20 protein-coding genes and 1 tRNA gene are annotated in these 24,966 nt (G+C 37.7%); 11 read left to right on the top strand and 10 right to left on the bottom strand.

Going from position 1 to position 24,966, the window contains the following annotated elements:
- Window positions 1-23: 23 nt before the first annotated feature.
- Window positions 24-923, bottom strand: coding sequence for a hypothetical protein (locus J2756_RS02145; RefSeq protein WP_209581960.1), 900 nt, complete (start codon window positions 921-923; stop codon window positions 24-26).
- 231 nt (window positions 924-1,154) lie between these two features.
- Between J2756_RS02145 and J2756_RS02140 the strand changes: the two genes are divergently transcribed.
- The 4 genes from J2756_RS02140 to J2756_RS02125 all read left to right on the top strand — a co-directional run bounded on the left by J2756_RS02140 (window position 1,155) and on the right by J2756_RS02125 (window position 4,377).
- A complete protein-coding gene (locus J2756_RS02140; protein WP_209581958.1) occupies window positions 1,155-1,568 on the top strand; it encodes a class III signal peptide-containing protein in 414 nt (137 codons plus the stop codon).
- Window positions 1,569-1,673: 105 nt separating this feature from the next.
- The gene (locus J2756_RS02135; protein WP_209581957.1) at window positions 1,674-1,889 is read left to right on the top strand and encodes a hypothetical protein; all 216 of its coding nucleotides are present in this window, start codon (window positions 1,674-1,676) and stop codon (window positions 1,887-1,889) included.
- A 226-nt stretch (window positions 1,890-2,115) separates the two neighbouring features.
- A complete protein-coding gene (locus J2756_RS02130; RefSeq protein ID WP_209581954.1) occupies window positions 2,116-3,144 on the top strand; it encodes a M42 family metallopeptidase in 1,029 nt (342 codons plus the stop codon).
- A 756-nt stretch (window positions 3,145-3,900) separates the two neighbouring features.
- The gene (locus J2756_RS02125; protein ID WP_209581951.1) at window positions 3,901-4,377 is read left to right on the top strand and encodes a hypothetical protein; all 477 of its coding nucleotides are present in this window, start codon (window positions 3,901-3,903) and stop codon (window positions 4,375-4,377) included.
- Between the two features lie 240 nt (window positions 4,378-4,617).
- Here the strand turns inward: J2756_RS02125 and J2756_RS02120 are convergent, their stop codons facing one another.
- From J2756_RS02120 to uvrC, 3 genes are all read right to left on the bottom strand, one after another.
- Window positions 4,618-5,334: an ATPase domain-containing protein gene (locus J2756_RS02120; RefSeq protein ID WP_209581947.1), complete on the bottom strand. Its 717-nt coding sequence runs from the start codon at window positions 5,332-5,334 to the stop codon at window positions 4,618-4,620.
- A 156-nt stretch (window positions 5,335-5,490) separates the two neighbouring features.
- Window positions 5,491-6,750: a methanogen output domain 1-containing protein gene (locus J2756_RS02115; RefSeq protein ID WP_209581944.1), complete on the bottom strand. Its 1,260-nt coding sequence runs from the start codon at window positions 6,748-6,750 to the stop codon at window positions 5,491-5,493.
- Window positions 6,751-6,907: 157 nt separating this feature from the next.
- Window positions 6,908-8,683, bottom strand: coding sequence for an excinuclease ABC subunit UvrC (uvrC, locus tag J2756_RS02110; protein WP_209581941.1), 1,776 nt, complete (start codon window positions 8,681-8,683; stop codon window positions 6,908-6,910).
- 551 nt (window positions 8,684-9,234) lie between these two features.
- Between uvrC and uvrB the strand changes: the two genes are divergently transcribed.
- From uvrB to J2756_RS02090, 4 genes are all read left to right on the top strand, one after another.
- Window positions 9,235-11,196 (top strand): excinuclease ABC subunit UvrB, encoded by a 1,962-nt coding sequence (gene uvrB / locus J2756_RS02105; protein WP_209581938.1) that lies wholly within the window; start codon window positions 9,235-9,237, stop codon window positions 11,194-11,196.
- Window positions 11,197-11,462: 266 nt separating this feature from the next.
- On the top strand, window positions 11,463-14,363 hold the full coding sequence (gene uvrA, locus J2756_RS02100) for an excinuclease ABC subunit UvrA (RefSeq protein ID WP_209581935.1): 2,901 nt from the start codon (window positions 11,463-11,465) through the stop codon (window positions 14,361-14,363).
- 495 nt (window positions 14,364-14,858) lie between these two features.
- Window positions 14,859-15,788 (top strand): DUF2121 family protein, encoded by a 930-nt coding sequence (locus J2756_RS02095; RefSeq protein WP_209581933.1) that lies wholly within the window; start codon window positions 14,859-14,861, stop codon window positions 15,786-15,788.
- 184 nt (window positions 15,789-15,972) lie between these two features.
- A complete protein-coding gene (locus J2756_RS02090) occupies window positions 15,973-16,749 on the top strand; it encodes an MBL fold metallo-hydrolase (RefSeq protein WP_209582309.1) in 777 nt (258 codons plus the stop codon).
- A 134-nt stretch (window positions 16,750-16,883) separates the two neighbouring features.
- Here J2756_RS02090 and J2756_RS02085 read toward each other — a convergent pair whose 3' ends face one another.
- From J2756_RS02085 to J2756_RS02075, 3 genes are all read right to left on the bottom strand, one after another.
- A complete protein-coding gene (locus J2756_RS02085; protein ID WP_209581917.1) occupies window positions 16,884-17,510 on the bottom strand; it encodes a TetR/AcrR family transcriptional regulator in 627 nt (208 codons plus the stop codon).
- Window positions 17,511-17,599: 89 nt separating this feature from the next.
- Window positions 17,600-18,328, bottom strand: a complete 729-nt coding sequence (locus tag J2756_RS02080) for an ABC transporter permease (protein WP_209581914.1) — start codon at window positions 18,326-18,328, stop codon at window positions 17,600-17,602.
- Complete coding sequence (locus J2756_RS02075; RefSeq protein ID WP_209581911.1) at window positions 18,325-19,269, bottom strand: ATP-binding cassette domain-containing protein; 945 nt, start codon at window positions 19,267-19,269, stop codon at window positions 18,325-18,327. The genes J2756_RS02080 and J2756_RS02075 overlap by 4 nt, the downstream gene beginning before the upstream one ends.
- A 567-nt stretch (window positions 19,270-19,836) precedes the next feature.
- Here J2756_RS02075 and J2756_RS02070 point away from each other — a divergent pair.
- A tRNA-Thr gene (locus tag J2756_RS02070) sits at window positions 19,837-19,910 on the top strand.
- 66 nt (window positions 19,911-19,976) lie between these two features.
- On the opposite strand, the gene J2756_RS02065 is transcribed toward J2756_RS02070, so the two are convergent.
- From J2756_RS02065 to J2756_RS02055, 3 genes are all read right to left on the bottom strand, one after another.
- Entirely contained in the window at window positions 19,977-21,377 is a 1,401-nt protein-coding gene (locus J2756_RS02065; RefSeq protein WP_209581907.1) for an AlbA family DNA-binding domain-containing protein, read from the bottom strand.
- Window positions 21,378-21,514: 137 nt separating this feature from the next.
- Window positions 21,515-22,606, bottom strand: coding sequence for a chorismate synthase (gene aroC, locus J2756_RS02060; protein WP_209581902.1), 1,092 nt, complete (start codon window positions 22,604-22,606; stop codon window positions 21,515-21,517).
- A gap of 25 nt (window positions 22,607-22,631) precedes the next feature.
- Window positions 22,632-23,138, bottom strand: coding sequence for a GNAT family N-acetyltransferase (locus J2756_RS02055; protein ID WP_209581899.1), 507 nt, complete (start codon window positions 23,136-23,138; stop codon window positions 22,632-22,634).
- Window positions 23,139-23,300: 162 nt separating this feature from the next.
- Here J2756_RS02055 and J2756_RS02050 point away from each other — a divergent pair, with 162 nt between their 5' ends.
- Together J2756_RS02050 and J2756_RS02045 are read left to right on the top strand one after the other, a co-directional pair.
- A complete protein-coding gene (locus J2756_RS02050; protein ID WP_209581896.1) occupies window positions 23,301-24,005 on the top strand; it encodes an endonuclease III domain-containing protein in 705 nt (234 codons plus the stop codon).
- 78 nt (window positions 24,006-24,083) lie between these two features.
- Window positions 24,084-24,944 (top strand): 4Fe-4S ferredoxin, encoded by an 861-nt coding sequence (locus tag J2756_RS02045; protein WP_209581892.1) that lies wholly within the window; start codon window positions 24,084-24,086, stop codon window positions 24,942-24,944.
- Window positions 24,945-24,966 lie beyond the last annotated feature (22 nt).

The following is a 24,966-nucleotide window of genomic DNA, read 5'->3' as shown; positions in this document are numbered from 1 at the left end:
CACCATTTTAACTACTTATACAATCATCTGGGCCAAATATAAAGCTCAAATTTAACCTTCTGAGGCACAACACTGTCTAAATTAACATCCTCTTTAGGAGTGCCCTTAACAACCTGCACTATGTAAACATCAAGGGAAGATCCTGGAGTACTTGTTCCCCTAACATCCACGGTATTGTTCTGTAGCTCTGTTTCGTTGTACAAAGCTTTTGGATCAATTAACTTAACCAAAGTGGCATACTCATCCTGGGATCCACGAATATCATTTGGATCAAATACTCTCTCATTGTTTATATTGACTTCTACGGAGCTGTACCCTCTGTTAACAAGGAGAACATAATAATCATATGTTTGCAGATAATATTTGCTGGTTTGGAAAGGATCTGGGGGGTTTGAGTATACCCTTGGAGTTCCTGTATACCTTATAAGATCCTTCGCTTGGGATACTATTTTAAGGTTGGAATAAATTGCAACCCTCTCAACTCGGACTATATCCTCTGCACCTGAGTTATAGGTTCCCAATGATTTAACAAGTGTACCATCCTTTAGGTAGGTGACCTTCATGAAAAAGTCATAATCATCTCCAATTAAATTTTGAACATCACCTTGGGTAAGTGAAGGCAGTTTATTTGTATCTATAGTCCCCTCTAATGGTCCGTCAGATGGATCGTATATTGCAAGACCTGCAACTGAAGGATTACCAGTTTCCTCCCAATTCGTAGGTGTTCCGGATGTTTCAAGAAGTGTGTTCATGGTATCAAATGCCACACGATCCATTGATCCCCTGAAAACAGTGTCCTGAACCTGGTACATCATGTTGTCCACATCACCTGCAACCATGCCCAAAACTATTGTGATGGGTATGAGTGCAAGTAATAAATCTAGAGAAAACGCATAGCCCCTTGAATCCCTTTTAATACTCAAATCAGTCCTCTCCACTTTTTAAAATCATTAAATCTATCCAATTAATAAATTATATGGCGGCACAAGGTTTATATACCTTTTGAATTAATATCATTGATTTATTTTTTATTACTGATTTTTATGGTCTGTGATCAACAAGCATAAGATAATAAGGTGATACAAAAATGAAAATTCAGTGAATTAAATAGTAAAAAATATACTGTATTATAAATAAAAAAGAGAAACATGAGAATGGATGATAGGGCACAAATTTCAGTTGAATTGATACTATTTCTGGCCATTGTACTGGCAATAGTCCTTGTCTTCGCTACTTTCATAGCCGATGCCAATGAAAAAAACATTATAGAAACTTCTGTGAAATTAGGTGCTGATAACGCCACTTCAACCATGGCACTGTTGGATAGGAGCATGCAACCTCTGAGGGTTACAAGTATAGATGTTACAGGAAGCGACCCAATAGTGATGACCTTGCATTTTTCAAGGCCCATTGATTACAATACTCAAAAGTACGTGGCTGAAGGAGTGGTAACCTCACTTATATCCCAGGGATATGATGCAGAATCTAACTACACAGATACAAATAAATTAAAGGGTAACGTGACATTACAAAAAGCAAGACATAACTATTTAATTGAAACTGCATAGGGTTTAAGTTTTAATCGTGTATTTTTAGAAGTTAAAAGGATTGAATAACTTATAATTGTTGAAATTTTTAAAAAAAAACTAAGTTGTCAATTGAAGGTGAATCAAATGAACGATGATATCAAAATAAATAAGCCTGAAAATAAAAAGATGAAGGGGAAGATCAACATATGGGGCGTTTATATCAGTTTATGTTTCATAATAGCAGGTGTTTTATGGTACGCAGTTAACCTGGGAATCATACCCTACCAGTACATTCAGGAACAGTTGGGACCCATAGTAATAGTTTTAATAGGAATTATAATCCTGATAAAATCCTTGTAGGAACATCAATTTTTAAAATACATCATTTTTTTAAAATTTCAACAAATTTTTTTCACTACTATTTTATTGGGGCCACAAAAAAAATGAAGGTTCTGATGTATCAATTTTTTCTATAAAGTTAATTAATGTAAAAACATATAATTCCTAGGATTCAATAGATTAAACATATTTTTCATTGAATGAGATCCATTAAATAGACTTTAAAAACAGTTTAGAAGGTAATAAAGTGCGAGATCTGCTTAAAAAACTTACAGAAGCACCGGGAATCTCCGGTTTTGAAGATGAAATTCGAAATTTAATGATGGATGAACTTGAAGGCCATGTTGATGAAATGGAAGTCGACAACATGGGAAACATGATCGCCCTTAAAAAAGGTAAAGAGGGCGGTAAAAGAGTGATGTTGGCGGCCCACATGGACGAAATAGGGTTACTGGTTCGCTACATCGACAAGGAAGGTTTCATAAAATTCTCCAAGATCGGTGGAATAAACGATCAGATGCTCCTGAACCAGGAAGTAACCATACACACATCCAATGGAACAGTCACAGGAGTCATAGGTTCAAAACCACCTCACAGAATGAAAGAAGCTGAAAGAAAGAAAGTAATCGGATACGAGGATATGTTCATAGATATTGGAGCTTCTGATAAGGAAGAAGCTGAAGGCATGGTTAAACTCGGCGATCCAATCATAATAAACCAGGAATTCGCAGAACTGGGTAAAACTCTGGTTAAAGGAAAAGCCCTGGACAACAGGGTTGGTTGTGCTGTTCTCATTGAGGTCATGAAACAGGCAGAAACTGATGCAACACTCTATGGTGTTGGAACGGTGCAGGAAGAAGTTGGACTTAAAGGTGCAAAGACATCTGCATTTAAGATAAACCCTGACATGGCCATAGCCCTTGACGTCACAATATCCGGTGACCATCCTGGAATAAAAGAAGATGAAGCTCCTGCAAAGGCTGGAAAAGGTCCTGCAATCATACTTGCAGATGCAAGTGGTAGGGGAATCCTGACCCATCCCAAGGTCAAAGAATTATTAATATCTGCTGCAGATGAAGAAGGTATACCCTACCAGCTGGAGGTCAGCGAAGGAGGTACAACCGATGCATCGGCCATACACCTTACAAGGGAGGGAATACCAACTGGAGTTATATCCCCACCAACACGATACATACATACACCCGTAAGTGTTGTGAATGTTGAGGATGTTGAAAATGCAGTTAAACTCATATTAGCTGTTTTAAAAAGGGTTTAATGATACATTAAATCATATTTAATTTTTTTTTAAAGTTTTAAAGGTTTTTAATCTTCTATTTATTCTTAAAGTCTTATTTTATCCTAGTTTCAAATCATGAAAAACCGCAAAGTTTAAATAGGATCATGGACTTACTTTAGTTCTAACTTACACGAACAGATGTGATGATATGTTACGTATAGTTCATACAGGTGAGTTGTAAAAAATAAAAAAACAGGAAAAGTATACTAGGGGTTTAGATGTACCCGCAGATAACTGGATTTGTTTGATATTTAAATGACGTAAAAAACTGAATTGAGCATTTATTAACTTATATCTGCAAGTGCATGTACATGAAGCTAATATAAATTGAGATTAAATGAAGTTAAGACAAATGAGACATTGAATTAATTACATTTGAATTGAAGATTTACTGGAATTTAAAAAATAAGTTTTGTTGCTTTTTTTGACTTATTTAAATCAAGATAAAAATGAACATTTTAATGCATCCTCAGGGAATGTTAAAATATGAATAAAGGTTCTTATTTGAAGATGCACATTTTGAAATCATTCTAAAAAAAATTAGACTAATAAATCCGTATAATAATCCTTTAAATTAGTTTTGATTGATCTGAATCGATTTTAAGAATTGTTTTGGGTTTTAAATTACTCCCAGATGATTTTTTTAACCATAGGATCTTTCAGATGTTTGAAGGATTTTTAGATGGTACTTTTGAAAGAAATTGAGAAAAATAAAAAAAATAGAGAGTTGATACTTTGTTAGAGGAGATTGAACCACACCCGAAGTTTAAACATGCACTGCTATTTGTTGCATGTTTAATAACCTTTTTACCTGCATCTGCAGCAGCCACTGGTGGCTACAATGTGCAGGTAACAGATGATTATGTTAAAGCCACAGCAAAATGCTCATGTGGTCAGAGTGGTTACTATTACCACACTGCAAGCTTTAAAAACTACTGTCCACAGTGTCACAGCCACGGAAGCCTTAAATTTAACCCAAAGGGAACAGCTGAAGGTGAATGGACCTGTACTCACTGTGATGCTGATTACTGTGCAGCAGAGGGTAAAGAGAAAATAAGTGGAACCAAGTACTATTTAACCCACTACACACCACCAAAAATTGTGCATGCTAAGACAGTGGAAACTAAGGTACAGACTCCTGAACCAGAGGATCCTAAAACCAAGATAATCCGGAGTTTGAGTTTGTACAAGGACAGAAGTTTCCTAGGATAATACTATCCTGAAACAAATCCTTATCCTTTTTTTTTAGAGTTGATTTTTAGTTTAAAACCTTTTCTTTAAGATGTTTAAGAAAGATTTAAATTTAAGGGATTTTAGATTTTAATGCTCATATAACAACTCAAATCAAAAAAAACTTAAAAAAAGGAATTATTTATAAAATAAAGATTTAAATTTTAATATTCATTCTAAATACTTGTCTTTCAGGGGATGATTCAACCGGAATTCATCCAACTATTCTTCAGAGTCTAATTCCACACCTGAAACTATTTTAATTCCATTTGCATCTATTTCATAGGTTATGAACTGTGTTGGTGTTTTGGTGCTTCTCATTTTCACGATATCCATGACACGTTCTCTGCGTCCTGTGTAAGGATTTTCACGTTTCATAAGTTTGAAAGCACCGTAAACAGAGAACAGTGCTATTTCATTGAATTCCTTGGATGTTGCACTGTCGAGTATAACCAGCGTGGTTATGTTACGCTGCTTCAGCTCGTATATGAGGAGATCGAATCTATCACGGAATTCGTAGGGAGTTAATTTTGCAGTGTAACTTCCTATGTTGTCTATGATCACTGTTTGTGTATCCTCAGGGATGTCGTTAATAAACTTAGAGAAGTTTCCCTTCATTGCTTCAATATCTATACTCATCTCTGCCTCTGTAACCCTGGCCCTTATACTTGCAAGTTCAACAAAGCTTAAGGTTCCATTTTCATTGAGTTTATGGAGATCCCATCCAAAGGCCTCAGCTTGAGTGTAAAGATCATTAGAATCTTCTTCTGTGGTTATATAAACTGTTTTGAATCCCTGTTCACAGCTTTTTTTTGCAAACTGGAGTCCAAATATTGTTTTACCTGAACCTGCATTTCCAGTTATTAAGACAGATCTTCCCTCTGGAAATCCACCGGTGATCTTGTCAACACCTTCTATTCCTGTTTCTATCCTTTTCAAGTTTTACATCTCCTTTAATATTTCTTAGTTTTTCCCAAATGATTTTTTTTAATCCTTTTTTTAAGCTTAAGATTCAATTTTATGATCCAAGTTCAATTTCGTGACTGCATCTCCAATGTGTCTCAATGGACTTCAATAGATTTATATTTGCATGTTTTAATGGGAGAAAATGAATTCAAATTTACATTTACCTGCACCATCAGCCATGCATGCAGTTTGTTCAACATTTCCCCCTATTTTGGTCCATGTGAAACTCCTGAGTACTATTGCCCTGCAGATCAAACAGAACATTGGACTGGTTCCATCTTCAAGTATCCATGGACAGTTTTCAAGGGTTAGATAATCCTTACTTCCTTTGGATGTTATTCTAGAATTTAAACCTAAGTTCAGTAAAAATTCAGATAACCATGAGCTGTAACATTTAAAGATAATGTCCTTATCCTTTTCATCGGTGCCTTCAATGCAATTTTTAAGTTCTTCCTCAAAGGTGTGTTTCACGTTGTTTTCAAAACGGTCTGAAAAGTTTCTTGCAATGTTGTTTCTGATCTGTGGAGGTATGTTGGATGCAAAAAGTGGCAGTGCACTTAGAACGAAGCTTGAAAGTTCACCCCGTGCCTTTTCCTTCAAAAGTTGTTCCCTTTCCTTTTCAGCCTTTCTTCGTCCTGTTACATCCTTAAATATTAATGCAACCCCTAAAATATCTCCATTTTTGTCTCTTATAGGGGCGCTGCTGTCATCAATAGGTATTCTATCCCCACTTCTGGTTACGAGAATTTTGGGTTGATTGGATTCAACTATGATATTATTTTGAACAACACTGGTTACAGGATCTTCAATTGGAACTCCTGTTACCTCATCAATTGTATTGAATACTTCTTTAAGGCTGTGACCAAAGGCTTCCTCTTGTTTCCATCCTGTAACATTTGTTGCTACTGGATTCATGAACTTGATCCTACCCTCGTTGTCGGTTGCTATCACTGCATCCCCAATACTTTCAAGGGTTGTTGAAAGCCATTTTTCACTCTCTTTAAGCTTACTTTCCATTTTATGTTTATAGAGAGCAACTTCCACAGCACTGTGAAGTTCTCTGTCTTCAAATGGTTTTATTATGTAACCAAATGGTTCAGTTACCTTGGCTCTTTTCAGGGTTCGCTCATCTGAGTAGGCTGTAAGATACACAACAGGTATGTCAAAGCTGTCCCGTATCCTTTGAGCTGCTTCAACTCCGTCCATTTCTCCTTTAAGCACTATATCCATTAAAACAAGATCCGGTAAATTTTCAGAAACCTTCTGGAGGGCTTCTTCTCCAGATGGAGTTATTCCAGTAACTGTATATCCCAAACTTTCAGCCCTGTGTTTTATGTCCATAGCAACTATGCTTTCATCTTCAACAACAAGGATTTTTGTACTTGACATGGTAGTCCCTTTTTTTAATTTTAGTAAACAGAAATCTTAAAGACTGGAACACAACTCCAAGAAAATTATTCCCATGGAGTTATATCCTTTTTTTTATTTCTTATCAATTCTTCTTTCACTGTCCTTTATTATATCTTTTTCTTATATCTAGATGATTTCAACCTGTTTTTTGTAGGTATTCATGGATAGTGGCTGCTAAGTTTTTGTTTATACCCTCAACCACTGCAACTTCAGCCACACTGGCCCTCTTAATATTATCAATACTTCCAAAGTGTCTTAAAAGTTTCATTTTCCTTTTAACACCCACACCCGGGATATCATCAAGAACTGAACGATCCTGTTCCTTTGAACGCAGCTTTTTATGGTAGCTAACTGCAAAACGGTGTGCTTCATCCCTTGCTCGTTGTAAAAGGTGCAGGGACTCTGAATCACGGGGCAGTATGAGTGGAGTTGGAACCTCAGGCATGAATATTTCTTCAAATTCCTTTGCAAGCCCAATAACTGGTAGATCAAGTTTGAGAGAATTTAAAACTTCCACAGCAACATTCAACTGTCCCTTACCCCCATCAACGAGTATGAGATCAGGAACATCTCCCCCATTCTCACTGGAATCCTCAAGGAGTTTTTCGTAACGCCGTGTTAAAACTTCCCTCATCATGTTGTAATCATCAGGTCCCTTTGTTTTTACCTTGTATCTTCTGTAACTTGATTTTTTGGGTTTTCCATTTTCAAACACAACCATGGATCCCACAGGCATCTTTCCGCTTATGTTGGAAATATCAAAGGCTTCAATACGCCTTGGAAGCTGAGGAATCCTCAGATAATTTTTAAGTTCCACCAAAGCTCCTTCTACCTTTTTATGGTGCTGTCTGATTATATCTGCATTTTTAGCAACCATCTGGATCAAACGGTGATTCCTGCCCTTTTTTGGAACCTTTAAGGTAACCTTGTTTTCCCTCTTCTCAGACAACCATTCAAGGATTAGATCACTATCATCAACCTCACTTTGAAGTATTAACTCCTTTGGAACATGTCTGGGCCCTGAATAATACTGTTTTATGAATGCAGAGAGAACCTTGCTTTGAGGAGTATCCTCTGCCCCATTCATGAGAAAATCCTCTTTTCCTGTGATCTTTCCATCCCTTATTGAGAACACAACAACACAGGTCAGATTTTCATGAGAGGATAATGCCACAACATCCTGGTCAAGATCTCCTGTCATCTCCATCTTCTGCCTTTCAAGCATGTTGTCTATGGAGTTCAGCTGATCCCTTAAAACTGCTGCCTTTTCATACTCATGGTTCTCAGCTGCACGGTTCATGTCCTTTTTAAGAATTTGTACTATCTCACTGTACTTACCCTCAAAGAACATGGTGATTCTATCAACGTTTTTTTTGTACTCTTCCTTACTTATTATCCCTGCACATGGAGCATTGCATATATCTATCTGACTGTTGAGACAGGGTCCATCCATTCGTTTGCAGTCACGTATCTTAAAAAGGGATTTAAGATATTTAACCATCTGTTTAACTGCACCTGAATCTGTGAAGGGTCCGTAGTAGTAGGATTCATCGTCAACAATTCTTCGGGTTATGAAAACCCTGGGATAATCTTCATTACTTATCTTTATGTATGGGTAACGTTTTCCATCCTTTAAACGCACGTTGTAACGGGGCATGTGTTTTTTTATGAGGTTAGATTCAAGGATCAGTGCTTCCTTCTCTGTGTCCGTTACCATGTACTCCAGATGATGGAACTGTCTCATCTGAGCCCTTGTTTTTGGAGATTCCAGATCATCCCTGAAATAGGATTTAACCCTTTTTTTCAGGTTTTTAGCCTTACCTACGTAGATAACTGTATCTTCAACATTTTTCATGATGTATACGCCAGGTTTATCTGGTAGATCATCTGGATTTCTGCTTTGAAACGTCAATTTTAATCCTCTTATGTCTGCTCTAGGCAACACTACTTTTTATCCATTCTGTAACAATTATTTAAAAACATCCTTCCTTTTAAACAATTTTTAGACTTTAAAAGTTCTGTTATATCCTATTTAATTGAAATATCTTTAAATATATTTTAAATCATGAAATGGAGTTTAAGCACGTTATTTCCTAATGAAATTATCATGGATGATATCATCAATTTTTTATGGTTATATTATCATTATATATAAAAGAATTTAAATACTAGGTTTATCAATAACTTAGTAATTATTAGAGGGGTCATCCAATTCCTTGAATTTATAAAAAAATCTTTGAAGAAGTAGTATTCTGAAAAAATTAAGAGAATTTAATTGAAATAATGGTACTATGAATATTTTCACATATTTTACAAGATCATCATATTGATCATCACATACTTTTTTTTGTACAGATTTCTTTTCATTGTACAAGTGTAGATTCTAAAAAATTTGTTTTTTTTAATCGTTGTAGAGATTGAAGGTATTATTTAAAAAAATCATATCTAAGAGGATCTAAAACTATGAGCGGATTTAAACTTATATCAGATTATAAACCATTAGGAGACCAGCCTAATGCCATAAAATCCCTTTCAAAGGGTGTTAATAACGGTTTGAAACACCAGACACTTTTGGGTGTTACAGGTTCAGGTAAAACTTTTACAATGGCCAATGTCATCCAAGAGGTTCAAAAACCCACCCTTGTGATATCCCACAATAAAACACTTGCAGCACAGCTCTATGAGGAGTTCAAGGAGTTTTTCCCTGACAATGCAGTGGAGTACTTCGTAAGCTACTACGATTATTACCAGCCAGAGGCGTACATAGCCCAATCAGACACCTACATAGACAAGGAAGCCTCAATAAATGAGGAAATAGATCGTATGAGGCATTCAACAACCCAGTCCCTACTTTCAAGGGATGATGTCATAGTGGTTGCAAGTGTTTCATGTATCTACGGTATAGGATCACCTGAAGACTATGGAGAATTCGTATTATCCATTGAAATTGGAGATACAAGAGGTAGGGATGAGATACTCACCAAACTCGTTGAGATGCAGTACGATCGTAATGATATTGAATTTATGAGGGGCAAGTTCCGTGTGCGTGGAGATGTTATTGAAGTATACCCAGTGGATGGTGCATCACCAATCAGGATAGAACTCTTCGGTGATGAAGTGGATGGAATATCCTTAATAGACCCTGTTAGGGGTAAGGCCATCAAGGAAGTTGAGAGAACAACCATATTCCCTGCAAAACACTTCGTAACCTCTAAAAAGAAGCTTGAAAGGGGAATTAAAAATATAAGGGAGGAACTTGAGGAACGTCTACGAACCCTGAATTCACAGAACAAGCTCCTGGAAGCCCAGAGACTTGAGCAGAGAACACGTTTCGACCTTGAAATGCTTCAGGAAATGGGCTACTGCAACGGTATTGAGAACTACTCAATGCACCTATCAGGCCGAAAATGGGGTGAAACACCCTACAGTTTAATCAAGTACTTCCCAGAAGATTACCTCACCATAATTGATGAATCACATGTTACAGTACCTCAAATTGGGGGAATGTACGCTGGTGACAGGGCTAGGAAGAATTCACTTGTGGATTATGGTTTCAGATTACCATCGGCACGTGAAAACAGACCTCTTCGCTTTGATGAGTTTGAAAGGCTGCAGAACCAGATCATATATGTTTCAGCCACACCTGCAAGCTACGAACTGGGAATAAGCAGAAACACAGTTGAGCAGATAATAAGGCCCACAGGACTCGTGGATCCAGAGGTCCTTGTCAAGCCTGTTAAGGGACAGGTGGACCACCTCTTGGGAGTGATACAGGAGAAGGTTAAAAAGGATCAGCGTATCCTTGTAACCACCCTGACAAAGAGGATGGCTGAGGACCTTACAGATTATTATGCAAAGGTTGGAATCAAGGTAAGGTACCTTCACTCAGAGATAGGAACCCTTGAAAGGATAGAAATAATTGACGACCTTCGAAGGGGAGAATTTGACTGCCTCGTGGGTGTGAACCTTTTAAGGGAGGGTTTGGACCTTCCAGAAGTATCATTAGTTGGAATAATGGATGCCGACAAGGAGGGATTCCTCCGCTCAAAAACATCACTTATACAGACCATAGGCCGTGCATCAAGGAACGTTGAAGGCCAGGTCATAATGTACGCAGATGAAATAACAGAATCTGTACGTTCTGCAGTGGATGTGACAAACAGAAGACGAAAACTCCAGATGGACTACAACAAGAAGCATGGAATAACCCCAAGGTCAGTTGTCAAATCAGTTAAGGAAAAACCAGTGAAGGAAGAGGAATTACTTGAACAGGTTACAGACATTGAAGCTATTCCAAAAGATGAACTGCATCTTTTAATAAAGGATTTAGAATCTGAAATGAAGATTGCGGCTAAAAAACTTGACTTTGAAAGGGCAGCCAGGATAAGGGATAAGATCCATGTTTTGGAGGGTGTTTCAGAGTGAATTGGTTGATGATTTAAATGTGATGATCTATGATAACTTCTACAAAAAAAATGGAATCATCAATAAAACCATCCAAAAACTGGGATCATTCTAAAGAAAGGTAGTTCTTATCAAATGCAGTATCATAAACTTCATGGGTTAAAGGATCAATTGAAGAATTTGTAGAAGAACATTGCAACCTGATTATTTCAAATGAATATGAATTTCAAATATCAATACAACTAAATATAAACATTTCAAATTTGAATTTAAGGAGTTTAAATCTAATGACGATTAAAAAAGGAAATATAACAATAAAAGGGGCACGTGAGCACAACCTCAGAAATATAGACATCACCATACCCCGTGATAAATTCGTTGTTATTACAGGGATCAGTGGTTCCGGGAAATCATCCCTTGCATTTGACACCATATATGCTGAAGGCCAGCGAAGATATGTTGAATCATTATCTGCCTATGCAAGACAGTTTTTAGGTCAGATGAAGAAGCCTGAAGTTGATTACATAGAAGGGCTTTCACCTGCAATATCCATAGACCAGAAAACCACACGTGTAAACCCCAGATCAACAGTTGGAACAGTAACAGAGATATACGATTATCTGCGTCTTCTCTTTGCACGTGTGGGAACACCACACTGTTACAAGTGCGGTAAGGAAATATCACAGCAAACAGCAGGTCAGATCGTTGACAACATACTCCATGAAGAGGAAGACACCAAGGTACAGGTGCTTGGCCCTGTTGTGAAGGACAGGAAGGGTGAGCATCAGAAGGTGCTTGAAGATCTTCGCAGAAAGGGATTTTTACGTGTGAGAGTTGATGGAGAAGTATCAAGTCTTGATGATGAATTTGAACTTGATAAAAACCGTAAACACACAATTGAAGTTGTTGTGGATCGTCTTGTTATCAGGTACGATGAGGACTTCAAGAGAAGACTTGCAGATTCCGTGGAAACAGCCCTTGAGCTCGGTGAAGGACTCATGCTCATTGTCTATGATGATGGACGTGAGAAGAAGTTCAGCGAACATTTCGCATGCACAGAATGTGGAATAAACTTCGAAGAGATAAGTCCAAGGATGTTCTCCTTCAACAACCCACACGGAGCCTGTCCTGAGTGTAACGGTCTTGGAAGCAAACTTGAAATAGACACAGACCTCATAGTTCCAGACAAAACCATATCACTCAATGAGGGCGCTATTCTGCCATGGAGCAAGTCTAAAAACTACGACAACTACTACTTCCAGATGTTACGGGCTGTTGCAGACCACTACGACTTCAGTATGGACACGGCCTTCCAGGATCTTCCAGAGGAGTACCAGAACATAATTCTCTATGGTTCATCTGACAGGATCGAGTTCAACTTCACCCGTAAAAACAGACACCACAAGGTGAAACGTAGATTTGAAGGTGTTGTAAGCCGTATGGAACGTTTGTTCTTGGACACCAAGTCCAACTACATGCGAAGCTACATAGGCCAGTTCATGAGCGACAGAAAATGTCCAGCCTGTAAAGGTACCAGGCTGCGACCTGAAAGCCGTTCAGTTACTGTTGGCGGTAAAACCATATCTGAAGTTGTTGAAATGCCAATAAAAGCCTCAAAGAAATTCTTCGAGGAACTGGAACTCACTGAGATGGAACTCTTCATTGCCAAGGAGGTTCTTAAGGAAATAAGGGAACGTTTGAAGTTCCTTGCAGATGTTGGACTTGGCTACATAACCCTTGAAAGATCTTCAGGAACCCTTTCTGGTGGTGAAGCTCAGAGAATACGTCTTGCAACCCAGATAGGCTCCGGGCTTGTGGGAGTGCTCTACATACTCGACGAACCCAGCATAGGACTCCACCAGCGGGACAATGCACAGCTCATAAAAACACTTGAACGCCTAAGGGACATTGGAAACACACTTATCGTTGTTGAGCACGACGAAGAAACCATACTATCAGCGGATCATGTTGTTGATATTGGTCCTGGTGCTGGAGAGCACGGTGGAATTGTTATGGCAGAGGGAACACCACAGGAGATAATGGAAAACCCCAACTCCCTTACAGGAAACTACATATCCCGGAGGGAAATGATTGAAATTCCATCCGAACGCAGTAAGCCCAATGGAAAGTACATAACTGTTAAGGGTGCTAGTGAGAACAACCTTAAGGATATAGATGTTGCATTTCCCCTTGGAGTTTTCACATGTATCACAGGGGTTTCAGGTTCAGGTAAAAGTACCCTGATAAATGAGGTGCTCTACAAGGGACTCTATGGTAAGATCAACAAGAAACACATGAACCCCGGTCGTCATGATGCGATTGAAGGAATTGAGAACATCGACAAGATCATAATCATAGACCAGTCACCCATTGGAAGAACTCCACGTTCCAACCCTGCAACCTACACAGGACTCTTCACCTACATCCGTGAAATATTTGCTGAAACACCTGAATCCAAGAAACGTGGTTACAAACCTGGAAGGTTCAGTTTCAATGTTAAGGGTGGAAGATGTGAAGCATGCAGTGGTGATGGAATCATTAAGATAGAGATGCACTTCTTGGCGGATGTGTACGTTCCATGTGAGGTATGTAATGGTAAACGGTACAACAGGGAAACACTTGATGTTCGCTATAAAGGCAAGAACATTTCAGAGGTTCTGGATATGACTGTTGAGGAGGCAGTGCACTTCTTTGAGAATATTCCACGTATCCATAAGAAGCTTAAAACACTTGATGATGTTGGATTGGGATACATCAAACTGGGCCAGCCTGCAACAACACTCTCTGGTGGTGAGGCACAGCGTGTTAAACTTGCAAAAGAACTGAGCAGACAGAGTACTGGTAAAACATTTTACATACTGGATGAACCAACCACTGGACTGCACTTTGCAGATATTAAAAAGTTACTGCATGTTCTTGGAAGGCTCAGGGACAGTGGAAACACAGTTGTTGTTATAGAGCACAACCTGGATGTTATAAAAACTGCAGACCACATCATAGACCTTGGACCTGAAGGAGGAGATGACGGTGGATTTGTTATAGCACAGGGAACTCCAGAGGAAATTGCACAGAGCAAGACTTACACTGGAGAATTCCTGAAGGATGTTCTTGAGGGTGTTCCACCAAGTTTTGGTGAGGGAACAGTTTTGGATGGGGAAGTTGGGGAATCAACATCGGATAATAAGTGAATTCTGGTTATTATTTAAATTAATCAGGTTTCACCCCCCCCCAATTCACTTATCTTTCCTTTTTCTTCATGATCTTTTTATAAAATATTTTTATAAGATATACCTTTTAATTTTCTTTTAATTGAATTTTTTAAATCTTCTTTTTGATGATAAAAATCATTTTAAGGTTTATTTTTCAAATAGAAAGGATTATTATAATTATTTTTCTAATTTTTTTAAAAAATAATTTTATATAAAAACAGTGCCATTATTACATCCCTTAAATTTTTAATTGAAAATTTTCATGAATTTTTATTTAAAATTAATCATTTCTGCATGTTACTTTAATTTTTCAAGAATTATTGTGTCATTTTTTTATTAAAAATTCATGATTGTAGGATTAAATCCTGTTTTCAGCCCTATTTTTTCCTGAAATAATTTCCATTAGAGGGATAAACATAACTTATATAAAAACTCAAATTAAACATTCTATTTAGATAAAATCACGGTGTTCACATGAGTCTTATAATAACGTACGTTGGAAGCAAAGGATGTGTCATAGCTGGAGATAAAAGGAGAATTGGGTTTTTCGGTGATGAAAGTCAGAGGGAGAAACTTGAGGAAGAACTCTACTCTGGAGAGATCAGAACAGATGAAGAGCTCCTGAAAAAAGCTTCAGAACTTGACATAACACTTAAAATAACAGATGATGCCCAGAAAGTTCGTGAAATTGGAGATGTTGCAGTTGGTGAGGTTAGATTTAAAACACCACTCAAGACAAAGAGGAAGCGAATCTACGGAACAACCGGGGCTTACAACATAGTTGAACTTCTCGGTTCAGATATAAAGACTATAAAAGGTGGTGAAAGCTCCATAGTTGTCTTTGGAAACAAGGTAACCAAGGAAATTGCCAATAAAACCATAAAAGACAACTGGAAGAATAAAACCAACCTCCAGGATATTGGAAAACTCTTCAGCAAGGTAATGGAAGATGTGGCCCACTTAACACCATCTGTAAGCCAGGACTATGATGTACTCATAAAACATCCCAACCTGAACCATAAGGATGCAAAGGAACTTTTAAGAACCACCATAATCCAGGATGTTAAAGAACTGAACGAATGGAGAAATTCCCTGAGGGAGGAGCTTCTAAAAACCACAGAAACAATACAGATGGCCACCAGGATAATTGACCATGGTGAAGTGGGGAAGATCCAGACCATCAATGGAGATGAAGTTGAGGTAACCCTTAAAAAGGGTGTTGAAGCCCTTGACATGGACTGGAAGCCCCTTAAAAAGGCAGGAGAATCTGTTACAATGCAGGTTGCAGATCCCGCGGTTGTAAAGGTTGGGGACAAAGTGGTTATAGAAAAGGAAAACCTCTGCATCAAAGGAAATAAAACAGGTTTAACCTGCTCTGTGATACTCTGCAGGGAAGAGAAATAGGAGTATGTTTTTGTTTGATTCATAAATAGCTATTCATTTAATCTTAATGATGATTATGTCATTGATTTAAAAGTTTATGCAATAGATTTAAAATTTAATAAAAATATTAGCTTAAAATAACGAATTTAAATAAAAAAAACTAATAAAAGGTGACCTAACATGCAGTTAACATTTTTAGGAAGTGGTGGCGGACGCTTTCGCGACCATAACCCAGAAGAGGATGACAGGCGGATTTAGAATAGATGGTATTGACGGTAAAAACATCCACGTGGATCCAGGGCCTGGTGCACTGGTTCGGACCTACCAGTTCGGACTGAACCCAACCAAGCTCAACTGCGTCATGGTCTCACACTCACACACAGACCATTACACAGATGCTGAGGTTCTACTTGAAGCTGTAACACGGGGAATGACCCGGAGAAGGGGGATCTTAATTGGAAACCAGAGCGTTATAAATGGCTACAAAGATTGGGGCCCCTGCATATCCAAGTACCACATGACAAAACCCCAAGTTAAGGCAATGGAACCCGGTGATGAGGTTAAGCTTGACAACATCCGTGTGAAGGCCACAAAGACAATTCACGGCGACCCCAAGGGTGTTGGTTTCAAGTTCCACCACCAGGACTTCACAATATCCTACACCTCAGATACAGAGTACTTCCCGGAACTGGCTGAAGAACATAGGGGTGCGGATATATTGATTGCAAGTGTCATAAGGGCAGATGGTGAGAGGATAAGGGGCCATATGTGTGCAGATGACTTCCAGATGCTTGTGGATGAGGTGTCACCTAAACTTGCTGTGATGACCCACCTTGGAATGAAGTTCATAATGGACCATCCAGACTCTGAAGCCCGGAGGATAACCGAGAAAACAGGAATAAGAACCCTGGCTGCACGGGATGGGATGAAGATCAACCTGGATGCATATATGCCGAAACAGCAGACACTGGATGAATTTTAAGGTTTAAACTTAAAATGTTATTTAATTTCTTTTTTTTAAGGAAAAGTTGAAATTACCGTAATATACAGGCATATGATGAAGTTCGCATTACTTAAACCATCCTTCACACCCCCCACCTCCGGAGAAGACTGCGTCTAAGAACTATTTTTTTCCATAAATTTGATAATCAAACCTTCTTCTGCACCCAAAATCCGCTCAATAAAATAGAACATGGCCATGAATTTTCTCTTAAATTCCAGAGAATTGGGGTCAAGATTCTCTATTCCTTGGAGTATAATCATTGTTCCCATATATACGCCAGCAGCTTCTTCAGGATACTTAATATTGAAAACACCTTCTTCAATACCCTGTTTAATTATACGTGTAAGTAATCCAGCAGTTTCTTGTGGAATCCTTTGTTCAAGCTTCATACGTAGATGAACATTCTTTTCTTCTTGAAGACGATGCATTATGCTCTTATGACCACCTGGAAATGACAAAGCAAAGGGGTATATGTTCATCAATTTTTCTAATGCTGTTAGATCCTTCTGATTGACCATATTTTCCATATCTTCAACAAGGATAGAAATGTATTTGTCAATAATTGCATCAAGTATTGCTTCTTTGGATTTGAAATAATAATAAAAAGTACCCTTCACTACGCCTACTTTTTTCGCTATTTCTAATACTTCAACCTGTTCATATCCTTTTTCTATAAATAAGTCTTCTGCGGCGTTCATTAGTTCTTTACGCCTTATTTCAGGTTTTTTTGTCACGCGCATCAATTTATTCCACCCAGACTAAATTTTGATTGTTTTTATTATATGAAACAATCTTAGAAAAGGTTTTGTATGGAGAGAAAGGAATAAGATCATCTTTTTGTCCGCCATCTAAAACACAAAATTCCCCCTATAAAAAAGATCAGTGCATAACCAAGAACCCAATAAAAATCTATAATGATATCTCCCCACCCTGATCCATTTAAAATACCCCTAGTGGCATCGAGGGCATAAGCAAAAGGAAGGGCATATCCAACAGCTCCAAATATTCCTCCAACCATTTTTAAGTCCATCCAAGCGCCGCTGAATAAGGATATTATAACTATCACTATAGATCCAATTCCTCCAGTCTGACTTTCTGAGAAGAGTGATCCTATTATCATACCTATTCCAATACAGGCAAATGCTAGGGTAAATAAAATAATTAAAGCAAAAATAATGCTTAAATTAATTGTAACGCCATATAAACTCCCAACTACAAAGCAAACTGTAATTTGGAGGAGTGCTATCGGTAAGAAAGGTAGAATATAAGACAAGATGAAGTCGGACGGTTTGAGTGGTGTTGTTAAAAGCCTTGTTAAAAATGCACTTTCACGATCTCTTGCTAAAAGCATAGCAGAATATAATGTTAGAAATCCGAAACTAAAGACAATTACTGCAGGTGTGAGTGCGTTAGCAGTGAAAATCTTGATTGGGGCATTTTTACCAATGGATGCAAAAAGTACCAACAATACAATAGGCAATCCCAATCCCAGACCCATAGAAACATGATCTCTATATACTTCTTTTATATTCCGATTGGCTAAGCTGATAAATCTCATTTGTTCACCTCATTTTCGGTAAGGCTAAAAAATACATCATCTAAAGAGGGCTCTTTCATAGAAATCCCTTCAATTTTTGCTCCTTTGGAGCGAAGGTAGTCAACTATATCATCAAAATTTAATTCCCTTGCTTTTATCTCAATTCCATTATCTATCTCTTTTACATTGAGATACATCTTCCCCAATCCTTCCATAATAGTAGAAGAAAGTTTTTGAGCCTTAATTATCATGGTTTGCACCCCATAGATATCATTCTTGAGCTCTTTTGGCGTCCCCATTGCTATTATATTACCCTCGCTAATTATAGCAACTCGATCTGCGAGAGCGTCTGCCTCCTCAAGATAATGAGTGGTTAAAATGATTGTTTTTTTCCCTTTGAAACGTTCGATCTGCTTCCAAATAGCCCTTCTGGCTTGAGGGTCTAAACCCAGGGTCGGCTCATCAAGAAAGAGTACGGGAGGATCAGAAATCAGTGCCATTGCTATACTTAACCTTCGTTGCATTCCTCCTGAAAAATTCTGGACCTGTTCATTTGCTCTTTCAGTCAGCCCCATTAATTCTATGAGTTCTTTAGCTCTCTTTTTCGTTTCTTCTTTTTTCAGACCATTTATTCCGCCCATTAACATAAGATTCTCCCAAGCTGTCAAATGGCTAGCAATAGCAGTTTCTTGTGGTGAAATATCAATAACTTCTTTTACTGCTGAAGGATTTTTCTTTATGTCATAACCCATGATAGTTGCAGTTCCAGCAGTTGGTTTTAGCAGACAGCAAAGCATTTCTATGGTTGTAGTTTTACCTGCACCATTAGGACCGAGTAAAGAGAAAACTTCACCTCTTTTAATCGCCAGATTGATGCCATTTACTGCTTTTTGATCTTTATATTTCTTGGTGAGACCGAAAGTCTGAATTGAGTAATTATTTTCATTTGCCAAATAGTTCATAGTATCCTCCTTTATTGACTGATGTCAGTCAGTATTAATTTAACAATATTTAAATCTTTTCATTAACCTCACTATCTTAATTCGTTAAGTTGACTATGTTTAGTCATATGGCTGTTACAGTTGAGAATTTTACGAAATAGGCAGCTAATATATACTAATATTTGAACCAAACGGCTGTCTAATTTTTTAAGAGAATAGAGTTTTTAAATGAGGATTTAAAAAATAATTCTTTTTTATTTAATTATTTGAGACTATTAGTAATGTTTTTAATAAAAAAGTCTTAAAAAAGTTAAATAGCATTAACTCTTTGAAAATGGTATTAATATGGCCCTTTGTAGATAGTTTAATCTAATTGGGATATATCATTTTAAGAAGCTCTCAGAATCATTTTTTAAGCAAAATAATAAATTATACATTAAATTACTCATGGGATGCATAAACATTAAGGGATTAATGAATACTAACTTCTTTATTTACGAAATTTATTAAGTTAACATATACTAAATAAAATTCACAGTTAACTTTAAATCCAATCAAACAAAAACAAATTAAGTAACAGCTCTTTATGCCTCGGTGGCTCAGTTCGGTAGAGCGCGTGACTCGTAATCTCGTGGTCGGGGGTTCAAATCCCCCTCGAGGCTTGAATTTTTTTATATACTACTAAAAGATCTTTTTATGACTATTTTTTAATTAATTTCAAAAAAAATTTATTTAACATTATCCGAATTAGAGTCTTTTAAACCAAATTTAAAAATGTATTTTACAATTCCCGGTAAGAGATATGTAGAAAAGTGTCTAGGAATTCCTAATGCTTCATAAATTGTTTGTAATAAAACTATTGAATCTATCCCAATAACAGCAGGTTCTAAACCTTCCCCTTCTAAAGGCACAGAAAATTCTTCTTCATTTAATGTGGTGGCTATTAAGTTCCCATTATTAAAGTTAGGTATTTCAATTCCTGATTTAAGGCATATAGGACATCCATATTCCCTTATTAAATTAAGATAATTTTCATCATTAAAAAATAATAAAGTACGCCAACTATTAGTAATTTTAAATCGAACACCTAAAGTACCATTAAAATTTTTATTTTTTAAAAATTGAATATATTGTTTATAAAATACCATAAATTCTACAAAAAATTTATTTGCATCAATGATTTCCAAGTATTGATACTCATTTTCAGATAATAATTCATAAAAATCTCCAAGAATCTCTAAATAATCTGGATCACTGTAATCCAAATTTTCTATAGAAATAGTAGGCACCGGGAGAATAACTTTAAGATTTCCATTAATAAAAAGTTCCATTGTTGTTCCTAAATCAATGGAATTTTCAGGAGTAATATGCCTTAATATATAAGAACTTGAAGAAGAATAATAATTATTTAGTTCGATACTGCCTACAAAATACTGAGATAAAATGTGAACTTTCTCTGAAAAATTTTTAATAACCTCTTTAAAAAAGTTTTCACTACTAAAATCATTGAACTCAAATTTATTCACGGGCATTGTGTAAAAATAAATCTCTAAAAAGCATTGATTTTGATTTGATTGACCCTTGGATATACCAAATCGGTTTTGGCTAAAATTTTCAATCCATAATCTAGATTCTTTTGATCGGTCGTATAACTTTTGGATAGAGTAATGATCATTCAATTTTATTGGATCAGAACCTTCACCAACCCTTTGATAGATTTTACCATCGTTAGTTACATAAGGAGTTTCATCTCCACTTTCTATATGTACCACCAAAACAGCTTTTTCATTATTTATCATAATAAGTTTAGATTCAAAAAAGGGCTTTGGCGTAATATTATTGGCTATTATATTTCTTATCTGTTCCTTTGGCATAGAATGAACATTAATATCAAAACCAACAATTTCCGTTGCAATATTACTGCCGTCTTCATCATCGATTCCTATAATATACCAACCACCATCACTATTTGCAAACGATGCAAGAGAATGAGATATTTTGTTAGTAGAAGATGGAAAATCACCTTTATATTCAATAAACCATCCTTCAGCAACATTACCAATTAGTTTATCTAAATCTTCTTTTTCTAACTCAGAAACTTTTTTACCAAAAGGATTATAATCTGTCATGATGCCCTCACATTTTAAGTAAAAACAATGATCGTATATTGATTTATTTGTAATAAAAATATTATAATAATTTATTAAATCTACATATGATGATTTCTAAGAAACCTTTTAAGAATTTAACATAAAATGATATAGGATTATACCTTTGTAGGTCCCATAAAACCCGCCCTTATCAAATGATCCACCACAACCATTGCAACTGCAGCCTCAGCCACAGGCGTTACCCTTGGACAAATGCAGGGGTCATGCCTTCCTTTTATCTCGATTTCAGTATCTTCCATCTTCTCGATATCAACTGTTTTTTGGGGTCTTGATATGGATGGTGTGGGTTTAACTGCCATGCGTGCAACGATGGGCATTCCATTGGACATACCTCCAAGGATTCCACCTGCCTGGTTGGTTGTTGTTCGGATTCCCTCCTCAGATACGTAGTATTCATCGTTCATCTCGTATCCTGTGAGCTCTGCAGATTCAAACCCTGCTCCGATTTCAACCCCTTTAACTGCTCCTATGGCCATGAGGGCCTTGGCAATGTCGGCATCCAGCTTGTCGAATACAGGATCTCCAAGACCTGCAGGTGCGTTCAGAACAAGTGTTTCAACTATACCTCCAACTGAGTTTCCCTGGGACTTCAGATCAAGAATTAATTCCTCCATCGAGGATGCTGCAACATGGTCTGCGCATCGAACAGGATTTTCCTGGATCTTAGATGCTATCTGGTTGATGTTGACCTTTTTGGCCTTTATCTTTCCTATCTGGGTTACATGGGCAACCACTTCTATGCCAATGGTTTTCAGGAGTTTCTTTGCAACTGCTCCACCTATAACGTGTCCTATTGTTACCCTGCCGCTTCCCCTTCCACCTCCACGGTAGTCGTAAGAGCCGTATCGTGCCTTCCATGTGTAGTCTCCATGGCCTGGTCTTGGTGTGTTTTTAAGGGCCTCGTAGGCTGAGGAGTCTGCATCCCTGTTGTAGACAACTGCGGCTATGGGTGTTCCATCTGTCCTGCCCTGGAAGACCCCGGATAGTATTTGGATCTGGTCCTTTTCGCCTCGGGGTGTTGTTATTTTACTTGTGCCCGGCCTTCTTTTATCAAGTTCTGCCTGGATATCCTCTTCGTTCAGTTCCAGTCCTGCAGGGCAGCCGTCAATAACTGCTCCAAGTGCTGTGCCGTGACTTGAACCGAAGGTTGTAACCTTAAACATTTCGCCTGTGGTGTTTCCTGACATAAATTCACATCCTTTAATAAATATTTTATTTAATTCTTGCGTACAATGCTTGATTGTATATTTTATCAGATTTTATGACACTGTTTCTTAGAATACCCTCAAGATTAAAACCATTTTTTTCAAGAACTCTTCTTGAGGCAGTATTGTGTTCAAATGGAACTGCAAATATCCTTTCAAGTTTTAACTCGTTGAACCCGTAGTCCACCACGCCCTCTAAGGCTGAGGATATAATTCCCCTTCCCCAGTGGGCTTTTCCCAACCAGTAACCAACTTCTGCAGAGATTCTTTCAATATCTTCACCCAGGGTAAGGCCTATTCCACCCACAGCTTCACCCTTAGCTGTTATTGCAAAAAAACAATCATTGGTCTCTGCAATTTCTATCCACTGTCTGCCATGATCATGGGTGTATGGAAATGGAAAGCCATCCCTCATGTTGCTGGCTATATCTATGTTGTTGGCATTTTTAACCAGATTTTCAAGGTCAGAACGCTTCCATTCCCTTAATATACATTTATCACATTTAATTATCATTCATAACCTCTGTTCTTATTATTTTATCTACTTTATATTATCTATAATGCCTATTTTAAATTCTTCTATGATTTTCAGCTTATCCTACAGCTACTCATATGATTTTACGTTCCATGAAATATTAGGAATGGATACATATAGAACTCCATCCTATCTAACAATATGAATAAAGGATCTCATCAAGTGATCAAGATATATCAAAAACTCTACGATCTCTACGGGCCGCAGGGTTGGTGGCCTTTGACAAACCATGAGGGTTCAAATCCCACAAAAACAGGCTCACTGCGAGGATATCATCCAGAAAACTATGAATTACCAAAAAAGGATGATGAGATCTATGAGATAATCCTCGGAGCCATACTGACCCAGAACACAACCTGGACATCAGCAGAACAGGCTCTGAAGAACCTCAACGACCTGAATGCCATAAAACCTGAAAAACTCCTGGAACTATCTGATGAAACACTTAAAGCTGCAATAAGGTGTGCAGGGTTTTTAAACCAGAAGGCAACCTATCTAAGGGAGGTCACAAAGTTCTTCATATCCCTGAAAGGTCGTACACCTGGTAGAAAGGAAATTTTAAGTGTTAAGGGTGTGGGTAATGAAACTGCAGATTCAATACTTCTCTACGCTTATAAAAAACCTGAATTCGTTGTTGACGCCTACACCAAGAGGATATTCTCCCACCTTGGATTGATACCGGAAAAGGCAGGTTACATGGAGGTCAAGGAACTCTTTGAATCCAATTTACCAAAAGAGGTTCCAGTGTACCAGGAGTACCATGCACTGATAGTGGAACATGCCAAACGGCACTACCAGAAGAAGCCCTACGGTGTTGATGACCCGTTGAGGGATTTAATGGATTGATCAATGATCATGACTTAAATTCAGAACTTAAATAAGAAAAACAAAATTTTAAGAAAAAAGAAGATTTAAGTGTTTTCCATGGATTTCTCAGACATAAGCATCAGACTAATAAAAAGGACCTTTAAACTCAGGTTTAGCCTTGCAGGGCTTTGCAGAAGAGTAGCTCCAGTTGCAAGTATGGCAGATAGGCTGTTCTTTGAGGGGGATGATATACAGGTTTTACCACGAGACAGTACTGTGAAACCCTCTAAGATCATGAAGCTTGAAAAAATTAACGTGAATACCTCCATCCCTGTAATGGAGGACTCTGTTCTCCCAAGTGATGTTTTGAAGGAGATGATCCGAAGATCCAGCCACCACTTCCTGATGAACTCGTGTATATGCCGTGTTTCAAATGATTGTAAGGATTATCCCCATGATCTTGGCTGCTTATTCCTTGGCAGGGGAACAAAGCGAATATCAACCAAACTGGGGAGGATGGTTTCAAAGGAAGAAGCCATTAAACATGTTGAACAGTGCCAGGAAGCAGGGCTGGTCCATATCATAGGCAGGAACAAAATAGACAGTGTATGGATGAACACAGGCCCAAAGGAGGATCTTCTATCAATCTGCAACTGCTGCCCATGCTGTTGCCTCTGGAAAATGGCAAAAGAACTTCCAGAAAATATTGGAAGTAGTTTAACCCCAATGGCAGGTGTTGAGGTAGAATTCAACCCTGAAATCTGCACAGGCTGTGGAAGTTGCACTGAAGACATCTGCTTCGTGGATGCCATCCATATCCATGATGGAAAAGCTGTTGTGGATGCAGATAAGTGCAGAGTATGTGGAAGATGTGCTGAAACATGTAACAAGGATGCTTTGAGTGTTAAGATGTCTGTTGATGCTGTAGAACGTTCTATTAAACGTGTTGCAAGGCTTGTTGACGTTGAAAGTTCATAAATAATTAGAAGCAACATTAGGT

The organism is Methanobacterium aggregans, from assembly GCF_017874455.1.
GTDB classification, from domain to species: Archaea; Methanobacteriota; Methanobacteria; order Methanobacteriales; family Methanobacteriaceae; genus Methanobacterium_C; species Methanobacterium_C aggregans.
The sequence above is the reverse complement of the archived record's forward strand: the minus strand, read 5'-3'. Positions and strand labels throughout refer to the sequence as shown.

What these genes read in the sequence shown, in the direction of transcription:
- J2756_RS02140 (WP_209581958.1), top strand. Translation starts at nt 1,155, where the DNA reads ATGGATGATAGGGCACAAATTTCAGTTGAATTGATACTATTTCTGGCC.
- J2756_RS02135 (WP_209581957.1), top strand. Translation starts at nt 1,674, where the DNA reads ATGAACGATGATATCAAAATAAATAAGCCTGAAAATAAAAAGATGAAG.
- J2756_RS02115 (WP_209581944.1), bottom strand. Translation starts at nt 6,750, where the DNA reads ATGTCAAGTACAAAAATCCTTGTTGTTGAAGATGAAAGCATAGTTGCT.
- uvrB (WP_209581938.1), top strand. Translation starts at nt 9,235, where the DNA reads ATGAGCGGATTTAAACTTATATCAGATTATAAACCATTAGGAGACCAG.
- uvrA (WP_209581935.1), top strand. Translation starts at nt 11,463, where the DNA reads ATGACGATTAAAAAAGGAAATATAACAATAAAAGGGGCACGTGAGCAC.
- J2756_RS02095 (WP_209581933.1), top strand. Translation starts at nt 14,859, where the DNA reads ATGAGTCTTATAATAACGTACGTTGGAAGCAAAGGATGTGTCATAGCT.
- J2756_RS02085 (WP_209581917.1), bottom strand. Translation starts at nt 17,510, where the DNA reads ATGCGCGTGACAAAAAAACCTGAAATAAGGCGTAAAGAACTAATGAAC.
- J2756_RS02080 (WP_209581914.1), bottom strand. Translation starts at nt 18,328, where the DNA reads ATGAGATTTATCAGCTTAGCCAATCGGAATATAAAAGAAGTATATAGA.
- J2756_RS02075 (WP_209581911.1), bottom strand. Translation starts at nt 19,269, where the DNA reads ATGAACTATTTGGCAAATGAAAATAATTACTCAATTCAGACTTTCGGT.
- J2756_RS02065 (WP_209581907.1), bottom strand. Translation starts at nt 21,377, where the DNA reads ATGACAGATTATAATCCTTTTGGTAAAAAAGTTTCTGAGTTAGAAAAA.
- aroC (WP_209581902.1), bottom strand. Translation starts at nt 22,606, where the DNA reads ATGTCAGGAAACACCACAGGCGAAATGTTTAAGGTTACAACCTTCGGT.
- J2756_RS02055 (WP_209581899.1), bottom strand. Translation starts at nt 23,138, where the DNA reads ATGATAATTAAATGTGATAAATGTATATTAAGGGAATGGAAGCGTTCT.
- J2756_RS02050 (WP_209581896.1), top strand. Translation starts at nt 23,301, where the DNA reads ATGAATAAAGGATCTCATCAAGTGATCAAGATATATCAAAAACTCTAC.
- J2756_RS02045 (WP_209581892.1), top strand. Translation starts at nt 24,084, where the DNA reads ATGGATTTCTCAGACATAAGCATCAGACTAATAAAAAGGACCTTTAAA.